The organism is Pseudobutyrivibrio sp. YE44, assembly GCF_900104335.1.
Classification (GTDB): domain Bacteria; phylum Bacillota; class Clostridia; order Lachnospirales; family Lachnospiraceae; genus Pseudobutyrivibrio.
Genome location: NZ_FMXT01000002.1, coordinates 465,917 through 481,939, shown reverse-complemented (window position 1 = coordinate 481,939; position 16,023 = coordinate 465,917). Strand labels below are relative to the sequence as shown.

The 16,023-nt window shown below is 40.2% G+C and carries 12 protein-coding genes; 10 read left to right on the top strand and 2 right to left on the bottom strand.

All coding sequences use genetic code 11. The annotated features are described in order from the left end of the window. Positions 1–162: 162 nt before the first annotated feature. Positions 163–1,842, bottom strand: a complete 1,680-nt coding sequence (locus BLR54_RS06305; RefSeq protein ID WP_090418307.1) for an alpha-glucosidase — start codon at positions 1,840–1,842, stop codon at positions 163–165. Between the two features lie 109 nt (positions 1,843–1,951). Between BLR54_RS06305 and BLR54_RS06300 the strand changes: the two genes are divergently transcribed. The 9 genes from BLR54_RS06300 (at position 1,952) to BLR54_RS06260 (ending at position 12,701) form a co-directional block, all read left to right on the top strand. Then, positions 1,952–2,959, top strand: coding sequence for a LacI family DNA-binding transcriptional regulator (locus tag BLR54_RS06300; protein WP_090418304.1), 1,008 nt, complete (start codon positions 1,952–1,954; stop codon positions 2,957–2,959). 138 nt (positions 2,960–3,097) lie between these two features. Beyond that, the gene (locus BLR54_RS06295; RefSeq protein ID WP_090418301.1) at positions 3,098–4,765 is read left to right on the top strand and encodes a glycoside hydrolase family 13 protein; all 1,668 of its coding nucleotides are present in this window, start codon (positions 3,098–3,100) and stop codon (positions 4,763–4,765) included. 91 nt (positions 4,766–4,856) lie between these two features. Next, complete coding sequence (locus BLR54_RS06290; protein WP_090418298.1) at positions 4,857–6,155, top strand: ABC transporter substrate-binding protein; 1,299 nt, start codon at positions 4,857–4,859, stop codon at positions 6,153–6,155. A 75-nt stretch (positions 6,156–6,230) separates the two neighbouring features. Then, positions 6,231–7,298, top strand: coding sequence for a carbohydrate ABC transporter permease (locus tag BLR54_RS06285; protein ID WP_090418295.1), 1,068 nt, complete (start codon positions 6,231–6,233; stop codon positions 7,296–7,298). After that, positions 7,298–8,164 carry a carbohydrate ABC transporter permease gene (locus BLR54_RS06280; protein ID WP_090418291.1) on the top strand — a complete coding sequence of 289 codons (867 nt, stop codon included), beginning with the start codon at positions 7,298–7,300 and terminating at the stop codon, positions 8,162–8,164. The genes BLR54_RS06285 and BLR54_RS06280 overlap by 1 nt, the downstream gene beginning before the upstream one ends. Before the next feature lie 18 nt (positions 8,165–8,182). Further along, on the top strand, positions 8,183–8,947 hold the full coding sequence (locus tag BLR54_RS06275; RefSeq protein WP_090418288.1) for a response regulator: 765 nt from the start codon (positions 8,183–8,185) through the stop codon (positions 8,945–8,947). 129 nt (positions 8,948–9,076) lie between these two features. Continuing rightward, positions 9,077–9,280, top strand: coding sequence for a hypothetical protein (locus BLR54_RS06270; RefSeq protein ID WP_090418285.1), 204 nt, complete (start codon positions 9,077–9,079; stop codon positions 9,278–9,280). 319 nt (positions 9,281–9,599) lie between these two features. Next, positions 9,600–11,333: a cellulose binding domain-containing protein gene (locus tag BLR54_RS14930; RefSeq protein ID WP_090418282.1), complete on the top strand. Its 1,734-nt coding sequence runs from the start codon at positions 9,600–9,602 to the stop codon at positions 11,331–11,333. A 204-nt stretch (positions 11,334–11,537) separates the two neighbouring features. After that, entirely contained in the window at positions 11,538–12,701 is a 1,164-nt protein-coding gene (locus BLR54_RS06260) for an FprA family A-type flavoprotein (RefSeq protein ID WP_090418279.1), read from the top strand. On the opposite strand, the gene BLR54_RS06255 is transcribed toward BLR54_RS06260, so the two are convergent. Then, positions 12,698–13,531, bottom strand: coding sequence for an AraC family transcriptional regulator (locus BLR54_RS06255; RefSeq protein WP_176761869.1), 834 nt, complete (start codon positions 13,529–13,531; stop codon positions 12,698–12,700). The genes BLR54_RS06260 and BLR54_RS06255 overlap by 4 nt on opposite strands. Positions 13,532–13,739: 208 nt before the next feature. Between BLR54_RS06255 and BLR54_RS06250 the strand changes: the two genes are divergently transcribed. Beyond that, the gene (locus BLR54_RS06250) at positions 13,740–15,941 is read left to right on the top strand and encodes an alpha-galactosidase (RefSeq protein ID WP_090418273.1); all 2,202 of its coding nucleotides are present in this window, start codon (positions 13,740–13,742) and stop codon (positions 15,939–15,941) included. Positions 15,942–16,023 lie beyond the last annotated feature (82 nt).

Sequence of the window (16,023 nt, the reverse complement as noted above, 5' to 3'; positions counted from 1 at the left end):
CACTGTTACGGCTACAAGCATTATATTTCTCCGGAAAGCCATAGAAAGCTTTCCTTGAGAAACATAATAGCTTGATGCCTACAGTGGGCTCTTGTTTTGTCTCAATTTTTACAGAATAGATTGAGCTGGATTTTTACTCTGTCGAAAGGACGACATGTATTTTTACTTCGTTACTTCAGCTATGAGAAAGTCGTAGCTTAATAATTTAATGGTATCTGAATTGTAAGTAATATCGGCGCGGTTTGCTAGAATGATTTTGTTAATATTGGACGCTAATGGTAATTCAATCGACTTGTCTTGGAAGTTCGCCAGTACGACCAGGGTTTTGTCGCCGCGACGGTAGTAGCATACCAGGTTGTCTATATCGGTGTGGGCTGGTTGGAATGTGCCGTAAACCAAGGTTGATTCGTATTCAGGGTTCTTACGTAGTTGTATAAGCTTTTTATAAAAGTTAAAGACTGAATCGGAATCGTTAACCTGAGATTCCCAATTTATATCTTTGTAGTTAGGATTAACCAGTAGCCAAGGCTCAGCTTCGCTGAAGCCAGCATTCTTTTCAGCCGACCATTGGAAAGGTGTTCTGGCATTATCTCTAGAATGTTTTCTCAAAACCTCCAAGGCTTCTTTCTCACTAAGTCCGGCGTTTATAGCAGTGTTATACACATCGATGTTAGCACAGTCATCCAACTGATCCAGGCAATCTACCTGGGCCAGGTTCTCCATACCAATCTCCTGACCCTGATAGATAAAAGGAATGCCTGGAAGAAGGAAGTATATACCAGCCAGCATCTTCTTGCTTTTGCAGGAAAGCCCTGATGCCGGGATATAACGTGATACGCCACGAGGTTCATCGTGGTTTTCGATTATATTGGAAAGATAGCCAATTCCTTCCACACGTTCATGAGCTTTGAAAATGGCGTCTCTGTATTCCTTTGGTGTGATTTCTTTGGCTGCATGGAAGCCCTGGTCGTTTTGACCAAGCCCAGTGGTGGAGAAATCAAACATAGATGAAAAGTATCCATTATCTCCAATAAAAAGTGGAAGCTCAGAATCCTTTTCATTGAAGACCTCTCCAACGGAAAAGGCATCATATTTTCTGAAGGTTTCTGCTGCCATTTCTCCTAAGAATTCCCCAATGCCTGTAGCTTCCTTTAACATATTTTCCATGGATGAAAGACCATCCTCTCTATCAACAGGATAATCTTTGAATGGTAGCTTCTTCTTGATGTTTATAATTGCATCGATTCTAAAACCAGCAATTCCCTTATCCAACCACCAGTTAATCATTTTGTAAACCTCTTTACGAAGAAGAGGATTTTCCCAATTTAAATCTGGCTGCTTTTTGTGAAATACGTGAAGATATATTTTATCCTGGTGTCCAGGAAGCTTTTCCCAGCATGAGCCACCAAAATAGCTTCTCCAATTGCAAGGTAAAGGCTGACCCTCCTTATAATCTTCAATGTAGAAGAACTTTCCATAAGGGCCATCTGGATCCTCACAGGCCTTTTTAAACCACTCATGTTCGTCGGAGCAGTGGTTTACAACAAGGTCCATTACAATGCCAATGCCACGCTCTTTGGCTTTGGCAATCAACTCCTCTAAATCCTCCATAGTGCCAAAACGAGGGTCGATATCGTAGTAGTCTGATATGTCGTAGCCCTGGTCAGCTAAAGGGGATTTGTAAATAGGGGAGAGCCATAGAATATCGATACCTAAATTGGCAAGATAGTCTAGCTTTTCAATAATGCCACGAATATCACCAATACCATCCCCGTTTGAATCCTTAAAGCTTTTTGGATAAATTTGGTATGCAATTTTGTTGTGCCACCACTTGCGCTCCATGAAATTGTCCCCCTAAAATACATTTTTAATCTAACTGAAAGGTAGCATAAAAATCTTGACAGGTAAATAGGTTATGCGTATAACTAAAATTAATGGGAGGTATTGAACGATGGTAAGAATTAAAGATATTGCAGAAAAATGTGGTGTTAGCACTGCGTCAGTATCCTATGTACTCCATGGAAAAACTGAAAAGGTTTCACCTGCTGTAAGGGAAAAAATAGAAAAAGAAATTGCAGAAAGTGGATACATTTCCAATCAGTCGGCTTTATCTTTAGTTAGCCGGAGTTCAGGTTTGATTGGGGTGGCAGTAATGAATGGTCAGGAAAAGAAAAATATTCTATCTGATCCTTATTTTGGAATCTTTTTCTCTTATCTGGAAAAAGAGTTTCGGAAGAATGACAAATATATTCTTATTATCCTAAATCAGTCTGCAGACCAGATTTTAAAGGATGCCATGCGTTGGAACCTAGATGGCCTTATACTTTGTAATCACAAAAAGGATGTTATGCTTCAGGTTTCAAGTCAGTACGTAAAGCCTATAGTTACTATAGATGCTTCTTTTGCATATGAATACAACAAGCTGGTTCAGATTTTTATAGATGATTTTAATGGTGGTTATATCACTGGAAAATACTTTATAAGTGCAGGGCACACAAAGGTGGCAATGCTGGATGATACGGATTGTGAGGAGGACAGACACAGATGGAGAGGCTTTAAAAAGGCCTTTGAGGATGCTGGGGTTCCAATAGATGAAAGCTCACATTTTATAATTGATATCGAAAAAGAAGAAATGCTTGATGGTATGAACAGGCTTTATTCTCAGATGATGGAAAAAACAGCTATCTTTTGCATCTCAGATTTTTATGCTCTTCAGCTTATTAATTTCCTCCAGAGCAAGGGGGTGAAGGTGCCAGAGGATATTTCCATCTCTGGATATGACAATATCAACTACTCCACAATTTGCACTCCAAAGATTACAACGGTCAGCCAGAATGTGGAGAAAAAAGCCAAGCTGGCAGTGGAGAGTATGCTTAAGATGATAGCAGGCAAGGAGGTTGGACATAGCATAAAAATGCCTGTTGAATTGGTTATAAGGGAGTCCACCAGAGGCTTGTGAAATAATAACAAATTCACGTTGGGGATTATGGGATAATTTAATAGTTATGTGCATAACCGTTGACGGCCGAACTTCCCTGAGTTACTTTGTTTGTAGATAGTTATTCGCGTAACTAAAGGAAACAAATGGAGGAATAAAATGGACAAGAAGTGGTGGAAAGAAAGTGTTGTATATCAAATCTATCCTAGAAGCTTTTGTGATTCTAATGGAGATGGAATTGGAGATTTAAACGGAATTCGTAGTAAGCTAGATTATCTTCAAAACCTTGGAATAAATGTAATTTGGCTTAGCCCAGTTTACAAATCACCTAATGATGATAATGGCTATGATATCTCAGATTATCAAGATATTATGGATGATTTTGGTAACATGGAGGATTTTGACAATCTTCTAAAGGAAGCTCATGAGCATGATATAAAAATAGTTATGGATTTGGTGGTAAACCACACTTCTGATGAGCATAAATGGTTTATTGAAAGCCGTTCTTCAAAGGATAATCCTAAGAGAGATTATTACATTTGGAGAGAGGGGAAGGATGGCAAGGAGCCTAACAACTGGGGCAGCTGCTTTTCTGGTTCGGCTTGGCAATATGATGAGACTACAGGAATGTATTACCTTCACTGTTTTTCAACAAAGCAGCCTGATTTGAACTGGGATAACCCAAAGGTTAGAGATGAGGTTTTCAATATGATGACCTGGTGGTGCGAGAAGGGCATCGATGGTTTTAGAATGGATGTTATCTCCATGATTTCCAAGGTGGAAGGTCTTCCTGATGGAAAGGTTTGGCCAGGTGGCAAGTATGGAGATTTGTCCAACACTACAAATGGACCTCACGTTCACCAGTATCTCCAGGAAATGAACAAGAAAGTCCTATCAAAATATGATATTATGACTGTAGGTGAGTGTGCCGGAGTGACGATAGAAGAGGCACAGAAATACGCAGGAAATGATCAGACTGAGCTTAATATGGTATTCCAGTTTGAGCATACCAGTCTTGACCATGACGAAAATGGAAAGTGGACTACCAAGAGATTTTATCTACCAGATTTGAAGGAAAATCTTTCAAAGTGGCAGGTAGAGCTTAGTGGAAAGGCTTGGAATTCCCTTTATTGGGATAACCACGATCAGCCAAGAATTGTTTCTCGTTTGGGAGACGATTCGGTGGCATCAGCAAAATGTGTTGCTACAGTTCTTCATATGATGCAGGGTACTCCTTATGTGTATCAGGGGGAAGAGCTGGGAATGACAAATTGCAAATTCGGTTCCATTGAAAACTGCAAGGATATCGAGATTTTAAATGCATATAAAGAACTTGTAGAGGGTGGAAAGCTTTCAGAAGAGGCTTTCATGAAAGGTGTTGAGGCAAAGGGACGTGATAATGCCAGAACTCCAATGCAGTGGGATTCATCTGAAAATGCAGGTTTCACCACTGGAAAGCCATGGATAATGGTAAATCCAAATTACAAGGATATTAATGCAAAACGCCAGGTTGCTGATGAGGACTCAGTTTTCAATTATTATAAAAAGCTGATTAAACTTCGCCGAAACAGTGAATGGTCTGATATAATAGTATATGGTATATACGAATTACTTGATCCAAAGGATGAAAACGTATATACGTATCTTAGAAAATTGAATAATAGAACGTTATTGGTAATATGCAATGTAAGCGATAGTGAAATAGACTATCAGGTTCCAACAGACTGTAAGGAAGAAGCAACATTATTGATTTCCAATAATGAAAATGTAAAGCTTCAGAAAAACATAAAACTTCCACCTTGGTTTGCCGGGGTATGGGAAATTTGATTTTGTGCTACTGAGCAAGACTTTAATTCCCGCAGAATTTAAAAGGTCGTAGCTCTTAAATAAAAGCAAAAAGAAAAGGAGAGGAAGAATTATGAGAAGAAGGTTATTTGCACTTATGGTAGCAGGACTTATGGCATTGAGTCTTGTAGGTTGTGGAGGCGGTGATGGCGCATCAGGCTCTGATGGCTCTGGCTCATCAGGCAACTCAATCCGTCTTGTAAACGGCAAGATTGAGGTTGATTCACAGCTTAAGAAACTTGCTGAAATGTACGAGAAGGAGACAGGTGTTCACGTTGAAATCGAGTCAATGGGAGGTGGAATCGATATTCAGGGTGAGCTTAAGGCTTACTATCAGTCAGACAATATGCCAGACATCTTCGTATGCGGCGGCGAGGCTGACTTCAACAACTGGGTAGGTAATCTTCAGGATATGAGTGATCAGGCATGGGTAAGCGACACAGATGCTGCTTATGTTAGTGATGAAGGAACAATTGGTTTCCCTTACACCACAGAGGCAGTTGGTCTTGCATACAATGCTGACATCCTCGAGAAGGCAGGTGTTGATCCTGCATCTATCACAAGTCCAGCAGCTTTAAAGTCAGCTTTTGAGACAATCGACTCAAAGAAGGATGAGCTTGGACTTACAGCAGTAATTGGCTACTTCGCAGAGCCAGTAAACCTTTACTGGTCAACAGGTAACCATCTCTTTGGTACATACCTTGATGAAGGTCTTGCAAGAGATGACACAACCTACATCGATATGTTAAATGATGGTGGAAAGCTTGATGATGCTAGATTTGCTAAGTTTGCAGATATGGTTGAGCTCTTCAACGAGTATGCAGATCAGTCACTATTAGTATCAGGTACTTACGATCAGCAGATTCTCAACTTTGCATCTGGTAAGTATGCATTTGTAACACAGGGTTCTTGGATTGGTGCTACAATGACAACAGATGACAAGGATGCTTATGAGGCAGCTGGAAGCTTCAAGTGTGGTATGGCTCCATACGCATTTGATGACGGAATCGATACAATCCTTACAAACTCTCCATCATGGTGGGCAGTATACAAGGATGGCAACGTAGAAGAGGCAGAGAAGTTCCTTCAGTGGCTTACAACAGATCCAGCACAGGAAGTGCTTGTAATGGAAGCTGGTTTCATCAGCCCATATAAGTCATGCTCTTATGTAGCTAATGATCCATTTGCTCAGACAATCTCTGATTACACCGCAGCTGGTAAGACATCAGCTTGGCATTGGCTCAACATGACAGATGGTTATGCACAGAACTACACAGGACAGGTATTCGCTGACTTCGCTTCAGGCTCTATCGACAAGGCTAAGTTTATCGAAATCTTCAAGCAGGTTACAGAGCAGGCATATGCACAATAATTTAGACTAACATTATTGCGAGATGAGTTGTCCCTGGACAACTCATCTCGTGTTATCCGTGAAGGAGGATTCTCTATGAGTAGCAATAAATCAGCACAGAGAATAGCATCGATTGTTGTTTTGTTGTTGGGACTTGTCAGCACAATAGTAGCCTTAGTAATTGATATCATGGGAATGGAGCTTTCTTTCAGAGGGGCTTTACTAATCCTTGGTATTTTGCTCTTCTTTACAGGTTTATATTTTATTCCGACCCAAAAGCATCATAAAACAATAATCAATATAATTTTCTTATTTCCACTGTTATTTTGTTTTGCAGTGACAGTTATTATTCCCTTTGGCCTTGGTCTTTTCTATTCCACCACAGATTGGAACGGTATTAGAATGACTGGATTTGTTGGATTATCTAACTACACAGCAATGTTCAAAGACCCAAGCTTTCTTTGGTCATTAATCATCACAGTAGTATTTGTAATTATCAATATGATTGCTGTAAATGTAATCGGTCTTGCCCTTGCAGTACTTTGTACCAGCAAAATCAGAGCCGTAGGATTCTTTAGAGCAGCATATTTCATACCAAACCTAATTGGTGGTATCGTACTTGGTTATATTTGGCAATTCATTTTCAACAACGTAGTTTTGAAGTGGACATTAGATGCATTCAACTATAACAGTTCAATGCTTTCAAAATATAACACAGCCTTTCTTGCCATTGTTATGGTTTACGTTTGGCAGTATGCAGGATACATTATGATGATTTACATCACTGGTCTTACTACAGTTCCAAGTGATGTTATTGAGGCTGCAGCAATTGATGGTGCAACAGCGGTACAGACATTCTTCAAGATTAAGCTTCCAATGATTGCATCAACAATTACAATCTGCACCTTCCTGACTTTACAATCTGCCTTCAAGCAGTTTGATGTAAATATGTCGTTAACAAACGGAACTGGTTCGGTACAGGATTTCATGGGCCAGTATCTATCAAATGGTACACAGATGTTAGCCCTGAATATTTACAACACAGCTATCACTAAAAACAACTATGCAATGGGTCAGGCAAAGGCCGTTTTATTCTTCATCATCTTATCAATAGTATCAATACTTCAGGTTCGTATATCTAATAAGAGGGAGGTGGAGATGTAATGGTTAAAAAGCTTACACCTTTAGGAGTTTTAATTAGACTTGTATTTTTGCTTATAGCAATTTACGTGTTATTCCCATTTGCACTTGTGGTAATTAACGTATTCAGAAGTGCAAATGATATTGTGGCAAACCCAGTCAGCATGGCAGGAATGTCTGTGACAAAGCTTCACAACAATCTTGTTTCAGTAATCAACAATTCCAACTTCAGCTTCTGGTCAGCATTTTTCACCTCAGCTGTTGTTACCATTCTATCCCTTGTGCTTTTAGCACTTTTCGGAGGAATGGCTGCATGGGTAATCTGCCGTAACAAAACAAAATGGTCTGTGTTTATCTACATGACCTTTATTGCATCAATGATTATTCCATTCCAGGTAGTTATGCTTCCACTTATCTCTACCTTTAGAGATGTGGGCAAGTTTCTTGGAATCAGTATGCTACAGTCCTTCCATGGTATCATATTTGCATACCTTGGCTTCGGTGGAGCAATGACAGTGTTTATTCTGACAGGCTTCATAAAGACTGTTCCATATGAGCTTGAAGAAGCTGCATCAATTGATGGATGTTCACCAGAGAGAATATATTTCAACATTATTCTTCCTCTTTTGAAGCCACCAATTGTGACTGTCACAATCCTAAACGGAATGTGGATTTGGAATGATTACCTTCTTCCATCCCTTATGCTTGGTCATAATGGAAAGGTAAAGACACTTCCAGTTGCAGTTCAGGCCTTCGTGGGTTCCTATGTAAAGCAGTGGGATTTGATTCTTACAGCAGCAATGCTTGCAATCATCCCTATGATTATTCTCTTTCTGTTTGCACAGAAGCAAATCATGGGAGGCTTAGTAGACGGTGCCATCAAATCGTAAACAATCGAGGGATAAATTATGGCAAAGAAAATTTTAATTATAAGCAATGGTTCCACCTTTATGGTGGAGGCTATAGAAAAAAATCTCATAGGGGTTGGTTTCGAGGTAGTTAAGAGTGAACCTAAAATAAAGGATCTAAAGGAAAAGCTGGACGATGCAGAGATAGTACTTGTGTATCTTGGGGATTATGTTGAGGATGCAAAGGAAGCCTTTGTTTATCTAAAAGACATATGCATTGAGCAGGATAAATCCTTGAATATTATCGGGGATGCCACCGAGGTGGCAGACCTAAACCGTGTGGCACCACAAGGTACAATCGACAACATTTTTTCTCGACCACTTGATGTAAAGATGCTGGCCGAAGCCATGGTAGAAGTAGGAATGAACTCTGATGAGAATAGCAAAAAGTATTCTATTCTCTTGGTGGATGACGATCCTACTTACCTTAAGCTGGTAAAGGTTTGGCTATCAAAGAAATACAGGGTCACCATAGTAAACTCTGGAATGCAGGCTATAACCTACATTGCCAAAAATACACCAGATTTGATTATGCTGGATTATGAAATGCCTGTAACCTCAGGGCCTCAGGTTTTAGAGATGATTAGAAGTGAAACTGCCACGGCAAATATTCCTGTTATATTCCTCACTGGTAAGGGGGACAAGGAAAGTGTCACAAAGGTTTTGGACCTGAAGCCTCAGGGATACATTTTAAAGACAGCCGGTAAAATAAAGCTTATGTCTCAAATTGATGGGTTCTTTGAGAACCTTAGTAATAAACAATAGAGTCGTTAGTCTGAGCCATACATATCTAGATTGTGAGAGTGCAAAAGCTATGAATAGGAAAGATTCACAAGAACTATAATATCAAAAACAGAACTTTTGTTTGCTATTCTGGTTGATATTTCGTAAATTATGAAGTATTATAAAGCTAGTAAAGAGAGTAATGCGGAAGGAATTAGAGAGAAAACAGAGATAAATACAAAAACACAGTCAATCATTGACCTTATGGATACAACGGGACAGGGATTAGAGGAAGTAATGAAGCTACTCAAAATCGATCCTAAGGACTATGATTTGTATAAGAAGAATGTTAATAATATGCTTCTTGTAAAGTAATAAGAACAACCATTATGCTTGAATTAGTTGTAAGATATGCTTATTTAGGGGATGAGTTTCATGACTCATTCCTTTTTTGTTGAAGAAAAGGGGAGGCACTTCTAAACATTAAGTAATTATATCTGAAATTTTAAACCACAGTTTGTGTAATAATACACGTAAAATGAAATTTCGTAGAAATTAAGGCAATTTTTAATCACTCAAGGACAACAATTGCATATTAGAAATGTTACGGGTTTGTTACAATGAAATTGCTCGAGCACTAAAACGTTTAAGTAAATGTAATAAAAAATTTATTTAAAGGGGGACATAAGTACCTATGAAAAGAAAAGTGGTTGCTTTTTTAAGCATGTTACTTGCTACTGGATTAGTTTTTACATCCACAAGCTTTACTTCATTGGCAGCAGAAAATCTTAATCCTTATACAACAATAGAAGCAGAAGCTTCAGCAGAACTTAAGGATGCTATGATTTCTCCAAAGAAGGATTCAGTAGTAATCAAGACAAATGGTTATGTTGTAGCAAAGAATGTAGATTTCTCAAAGGGGATTGCGGCATTAATCATTAAGGCAGGAGCAACAAATCCTAACAAACTCGAGATAAGAGTTGATAAGGCAGATGGTGAGGTTCTTGCAGGTGCTATGGTTAGCGGAGCTGTTGCAGAGAGAACAGTCAAGGTATCAAAGAGCCTTGAGGGTGTACATGATCTTTATTTCGTAACAGTAAGAGATGGAGGTTCTGTACAGTTTGATTCATGGTCAGCATTATCAGCACCAGGAAAGCAGGATCCAATTGATAATCCACCAGTGGAAAATCCACCAATTGATAATCCACCAGTAGATAACCCACCTGTAGAGACTACAACAGTTAATCCTTATGAGACAGTAGAGGCAGAGGCTTCTGCAGAGCTTAAGGATGCTATGATTTCTCCAAAGAAGGATTCTGTAGTCATCAAGACAAATGGTTATGTTGTAGCAAAGAATGTAGATTTCTCAAAGGGTGTTGCTGCATTAAATATTAAGGCAGGAGCAACAAATCCTAATAGACTTGAGATAAGAGTTGATAAGGCTGATGGCGAGGTTCTTGCTGGCGCTATGGTAAGTGGTGCAGTTACAGAGAGAACTGTAAAAGTTTCAAAGAGCCTTGAAGGTGTGCATGACCTTTATTTCGTAACAGTAAAAGATGGTGGCTCAGTACAGCTTGATTCATGGACAGCATTATCAGCACCAGAGAAGGAAGACCCAATTGATAATCCACCAATCGATAATCCACCAGTAGATAATCCACCAGTGGAGACTACAACAGTTAATCCTTATGAGACAGTAGAGGCAGAGGCATCAGCAGAGCTTAAGGATGCAATGGTATCTCCAAAGAAGGATTCAGTAGTAATCAAGACAAATGGTTATGTTGTAGCTAAGAATGTAGACTTCTCAAAGGGCGTTAAAGCGTTACTTATTAAGGCAGGCGCAACAAAGCCTAACAAACTTGAGATTAGAGTTGACAAGGCAGACGGTGAGGTTCTTGCAGGCGCTATGGTAAGTGGTGAAGTTACAGAGAGAACTGTCCAAGTTGCTAGCAACCTTGAGGGTGTACATGATCTTTATTTCGTAGCAGTACGAGATGGAAGCTCAGTACAGTTTGATTCTTGGAAAGCATTATCAGCACCTGAAAAGGAAGACCCAATTGATAATCCACCAATTGACAACCCACCAATCGACAATCCACCAATCGATAATCCTCCTATCGATAATCCTCCAGTAGATAAGACAGAACTTACAGCATCTTATGACTTAAGCAGCTGGAACACCGGCTATACTGCAAACTTCAAGATTACTAACAAATCTGGAAAGACAGTCGATGGTTGGAAGCTTAAGCTTAAGAAGAGCGAAGTTAAAATCGATTCTAGTTGGTGCGTAAAGGTTGAAGAAAGCGGAGATTACTATGTAATCACTCCACTTGATTGGAACAAGACAATCGAGAATGGTAGAGAAATCACCTTCGGATTTGTAGGTTCAGGCAAGGCTCCAAGCACAATTTCATATAGCTTTGAGTAATATAACATATTCCCAATAAAATAAAATGGGACGTCTAAGAAAATCCCATAAAAGTCAGCGAGTGAAATCTTCGGATTTCACTCGTTTTTTCTTGTGAATATAAATTAAGAACCCTTCTGGTGATATATCAAAAGATGTAGTCTAGTGAATCCGTATCATTTTTGGTAATATATAAGTAACAAAATAGTTTAGAAGGGGGCAAAAATGAGTACAAATTTTTCAGATTCAATAAAGTATATTGGTTGTAATGACAAGACTATCGGGATTTTTGAGAGCCAGTATCCAGTGCCAAATGGTGTGTCTTACAATTCATATGTGATTATGGATGATAAGATTGCTGTTATGGATACAGCAGATCCACGAGTTACTGATGAGTGGCTTGCAAATCTCGAGAAGGAGCTTGGCGGCAAGAAGCCTGACTACCTTGTAGTGCAGCATATGGAGCCAGACCACTCAGGTTCTATCAAGACATTCCTTGAAAAGTATCCTGACACTGTTGTAGTTGGAAATGCAAAGACTTTCCCTATGATGGGACAGTTTATGGATGCAGATCTTTTTGAAAATCGTAAACACGTAGTGGCAGAGGGAGATACACTTTCACTTGGTAGCCACACACTTACCTTTGTTATGGCACCTATGGTTCATTGGCCAGAGGTTATGGTAACCTACGAAAGCTCAGAGAAGGTTCTTTTCTCAGCTGATGGCTTTGGAAAGTTTGGCGCCCTTGATGTGGATGAGCCTTGGATTGATGAAGCACGTAGATATTATCTCAACATTGTGGGTAAGTACGGCGCATCAGTTCAGGGATTGTTGAAAAAGGCGGCCGCCCTTGATATCCAGACAATCTGTCCACTACACGGACCAATTCTTACAGAAAATCTTGGATATTATATTGATCTTTATGACAAGTGGAGCAGCTACACACCAGAGGAAGAAGGCGTCCTTATTGTTTCTGCATCCATTCATGGAAATACAAAAAAAGCTGCCCTTCAGCTGGAAGAAGAGCTTAAGGCTGCCGGCGTAAAGACTATGTTCATCGATGTATGTCGTGAGTCTATGTCAGAGGCTGTGGCACGTGCCTTCTACTTTGACAAGATGGTTTGCTGCGCAAGCACCTATGATGGAGGATTGTTCCTCCCTATGCAGGACTTCCTACATCATCTTACAGCAAAGGCTTACCAGAACCGTAAGGTAGGCTTCGTTGAAAACGGAACCTGGGCACCACAGGCTGCCAAGAACATGAAGGCTATTCTCGAGCCTATGAAGAACCTTGAATTCCTTGAGCCAGTCGTAACCATCAAGTCCACCCTCAACGAGGCTTCGTCAGCACAGCTCACCGAACTAGCAAACGCATTGAAGCTGTGTTAGACTTCTACGCCGTGTAGTTTGCGGTATTCGGAAGGTGATACTTCCTTGGCGCGTTTGAAGGCTTTGGAGAAGGTGAAGGCATCGGAGTACCCTACGAGGAACGCTATGCTACTGACGCTTTCTGTACTTTCAAGTAGAAGCTCAGTAGCTTTTTTCATGCGATAGGAGCTTAAGTATTCCTGTGGGGTGTAGCCGGTGGCGTGCTTGAAGACGCGGGTAAGGTAGCTGCGATTAAGTCCGCAGGCGCTGGCTATGTCCACGATGCTTATTGGCTCTGAATACTTAAGTCGAATGTAGTTTACTGCAGATTTCACGTAGGCTAAGCGAGGGTCAACCTCATGCAACACTCTGTTCTTAGAATTTGAAACTATGAAGTCGAAGAATTCGTAAACCTTGGCATAGCAGTAGCATTCTCTGTCGCTATGGTTGTAAATTTCTGAAAGTATATCAAGAAGCTTAGAGGAATCCTTGGTAGGAACAAAGATAGGTTGTTCGGCGGTGATTCCTGCACTGGTAAATAATTCCAAAGTACGTGGACCGTCCACGTGCATCCATGCATACTCCCAAGGTTCTTCTTCATCTGCTTCGTAGTAGGCCTTGCATTTGGCAGGGATTAAAAACCCCTGGCCGGCACACACTTCGAAGCGGGTATCATTTAAAATCAGAAATCCCTTTCCTGAAATTACATAGTGAAAGATGGTCCTGGTGCGAACGATTGGGCCATAATTATATTTAGGGCCACATTTGTAGCGGCCTACCTCAAAAAGGTAAAAATCATTTGATTTTGTATAGTCAACGAATTTAACTTTATCTACTCCGGTTACTTCCATAATATCTCCCATGCCTTTTGGGCCATTTAATGTAAGCTAAAGCTTACTAGGCCACAAAAGTTGGACACTAAAGTGTCCATGCCTTTTGGGCCCTAAGTCACAAAATGACATTTAAAAGGTTAATAATAACATCTACTTTTTCTACAATTCTCAATATAATGTATTCTATCAAAAAAACAGAATGAATGACAGATTCACAGGAGGCATTATGGCAATTAAAGTTTTTGAACAGGAGAAGCAGTTTCATTTATACAATTCAAAAATCAGTTATGTGATTGGCGAATGTCGTGATGGAGAGATTGGCCAGCTTTATTTTGGCAAAAGAATAAATGAAAATCAGATTATATATGGATATCAGACCTTGGCAGGAAGACCACTTTGCTGCCCAGTGACCGATGATGAGAATTACACAAAGGAGCTTGCATGCCTTGAGTATCCAGCTTTTGGCAATGGTGATTTTAGAGGTGCTGCCTACGAAATCAGACAGAGCAATGGCTCTCGCGTAACAAATCTTATGTATGACCGCTATGAGATTTACAAGGGTAAGAAGCAGATTCCAGGACTTCCAGCCAGCTACGTAAATACGGATGAGGAGGCAACAACACTTGAGATAGTTTGTGTTGATGAGGTGGCAAAGGTTGAGGTTACACTTTACTATACAATCTTTGAAAACTACTCAATCATCACTCGTCACGCTAGCTTCAAAAATATTGGTTCAGATGAGGTTAAGCTTACAAAAGCTCTTAGCTGCTGTATCGACCTTCCTGATTACGAATATGATTGGATGCAGTTTGAAGGCGCATGGGGACGTGAGCGTTATCCTCATGTTCGCTCTGTTGAAAAGGGCATCATATCTATCGAAAGTATGAGAGGACACTCTAGCGCAAACTTTAATCCTTTCATCATTCTTAAGAGAAAGAATGCAGATGAGTTCCAGGGTGAGGCTATGGGAATCAATCTTGTGTACAGCGGCAACTTTGCTGCTAAGGCTGAGGTGGATAACTATGGTAAGCTTCGCTTCACAATGGGTATAAATCCTAATTGGTTTGTATGGCAACTTAAGTCTGCTGAGACTTTTGATACACCAGAGGTTATCATTTCCTACACAAAGGAAGGTCTCAATGATTTGAGTCAGAACCTTCACAAGTTTATGAACAACAACCTTGTTCGTTCACCATTCAAGAACAAGCCAAGACCAATCCTTCTCAACAACTGGGAAGCTACAGAGATGGAGTTTGACGAGGAGAAAATTCTTAACATTGCAAAGAAGGGGAAGGAAGCTGGTGTTGAACTTTTCGTTCTCGATGATGGTTGGTTTGGAAAGAGAAATGACGATTATGCAGGTCTTGGAGATTGGTTCGTAAATACGAATAAGTTGCCAGATGGAATTACAGGTCTTGCTAAAAAGGTTAATGACCTTGGCTTGGACTTTGGTCTTTGGATTGAGCCTGAAATGGTAAACCCAGATTCAGATCTTTACAGAGCACATCCTGATTGGGTTCTTGCTGCTCCAGATAGAAGACGCACTCTTGGACGTCATCAGATGGTTCTTGATTTTTCAAAGCCAGAGGTGGTAGATAACATTTATCATCAGCTTTACGATGTGATTTCAAAGGCAAACATCAGCTACATTAAATGGGATATGAACCGCTCTATTACAGAGTGCTTCAGCCAGAATGTGGCACCTGAATATCAGGGAATGGTATATCACAAATACATCATGGGCGTATACAGCCTCTATGAGAGATTGATTGCAGATTTCCCACATATCCTATTTGAGTCATGTGCCAGCGGTGGCGGACGTTTTGATGCAGGTATGCTTTACTATGCTCCACAGGCTTGGTGCTCAGATGACACAGATGGACATGAGCGTGTAAAGATTCAGTACGGCACAAGCTACGGTTATCCAATTTCTTCAATTGGTGCCCATGTTTCTAAGTCACCTAACAACCAGACAGGCCGTTCTATGGATGCTGATGATAGAGCAAACATTGCTTGCTTTGGAACCTTCGGATATGAGCTTGATCTTAACGAGGTTTCTGAGGAAGAGTTTGCACAGGTTAAGAAGCAGATTGTGTTTATGAAGGAATATAGAGGTCTTTTCCAGTATGGTACCTTGTATCGTCTTCAGTCGCCATTTGAGAAGAACACATCTAGCTGGATGGTAGTTTCAGAGGATAAGAAGACAGCCATCGTTGTTATGTACAAGTCACTTAAGACTCCAAATGTTGGAATGGAGCATATTAAACTTCAGGGACTTGATGAGAATCTTGTTTATACAGTAAATGATAAAGAAAAGCTTTACGGTGACTTCCTTATGGAACGTGGCCTTGGCACAATGGAAAAGGATGAGCCTTGGTACATGGATAAAGGGGACTTTACATCGAGGATGTTTATTCTTAAGGCATAAAAAAGACCTAAAGAAGACCACAAAAGTTGGACACTAAAGTGTCCATGCCTTTTGGACCAGATGTCACAAAATGACATCTATA

Excerpts from the sequence above, each read along its gene's own strand:
- BLR54_RS06305 (WP_090418307.1), bottom strand. The coding sequence starts at position 1,842 with ATGGAGCGCAAGTGGTGGCACAACAAAATTGCATACCAAATTTATCCA.
- BLR54_RS06300 (WP_090418304.1), top strand. The coding sequence starts at position 1,952 with ATGGTAAGAATTAAAGATATTGCAGAAAAATGTGGTGTTAGCACTGCG.
- BLR54_RS06295 (WP_090418301.1), top strand. The coding sequence starts at position 3,098 with ATGGACAAGAAGTGGTGGAAAGAAAGTGTTGTATATCAAATCTATCCT.
- BLR54_RS06290 (WP_090418298.1), top strand. The coding sequence starts at position 4,857 with ATGAGAAGAAGGTTATTTGCACTTATGGTAGCAGGACTTATGGCATTG.
- BLR54_RS06285 (WP_090418295.1), top strand. The coding sequence starts at position 6,231 with ATGAGTAGCAATAAATCAGCACAGAGAATAGCATCGATTGTTGTTTTG.
- BLR54_RS06280 (WP_090418291.1), top strand. The coding sequence starts at position 7,298 with ATGGTTAAAAAGCTTACACCTTTAGGAGTTTTAATTAGACTTGTATTT.
- BLR54_RS06275 (WP_090418288.1), top strand. The coding sequence starts at position 8,183 with ATGGCAAAGAAAATTTTAATTATAAGCAATGGTTCCACCTTTATGGTG.
- BLR54_RS06270 (WP_090418285.1), top strand. The coding sequence starts at position 9,077 with ATGAAGTATTATAAAGCTAGTAAAGAGAGTAATGCGGAAGGAATTAGA.
- BLR54_RS14930 (WP_090418282.1), top strand. The coding sequence starts at position 9,600 with ATGAAAAGAAAAGTGGTTGCTTTTTTAAGCATGTTACTTGCTACTGGA.
- BLR54_RS06260 (WP_090418279.1), top strand. The coding sequence starts at position 11,538 with ATGAGTACAAATTTTTCAGATTCAATAAAGTATATTGGTTGTAATGAC.
- BLR54_RS06255 (WP_176761869.1), bottom strand. The coding sequence starts at position 13,531 with ATGGAAGTAACCGGAGTAGATAAAGTTAAATTCGTTGACTATACAAAA.
- BLR54_RS06250 (WP_090418273.1), top strand. The coding sequence starts at position 13,740 with ATGGCAATTAAAGTTTTTGAACAGGAGAAGCAGTTTCATTTATACAAT.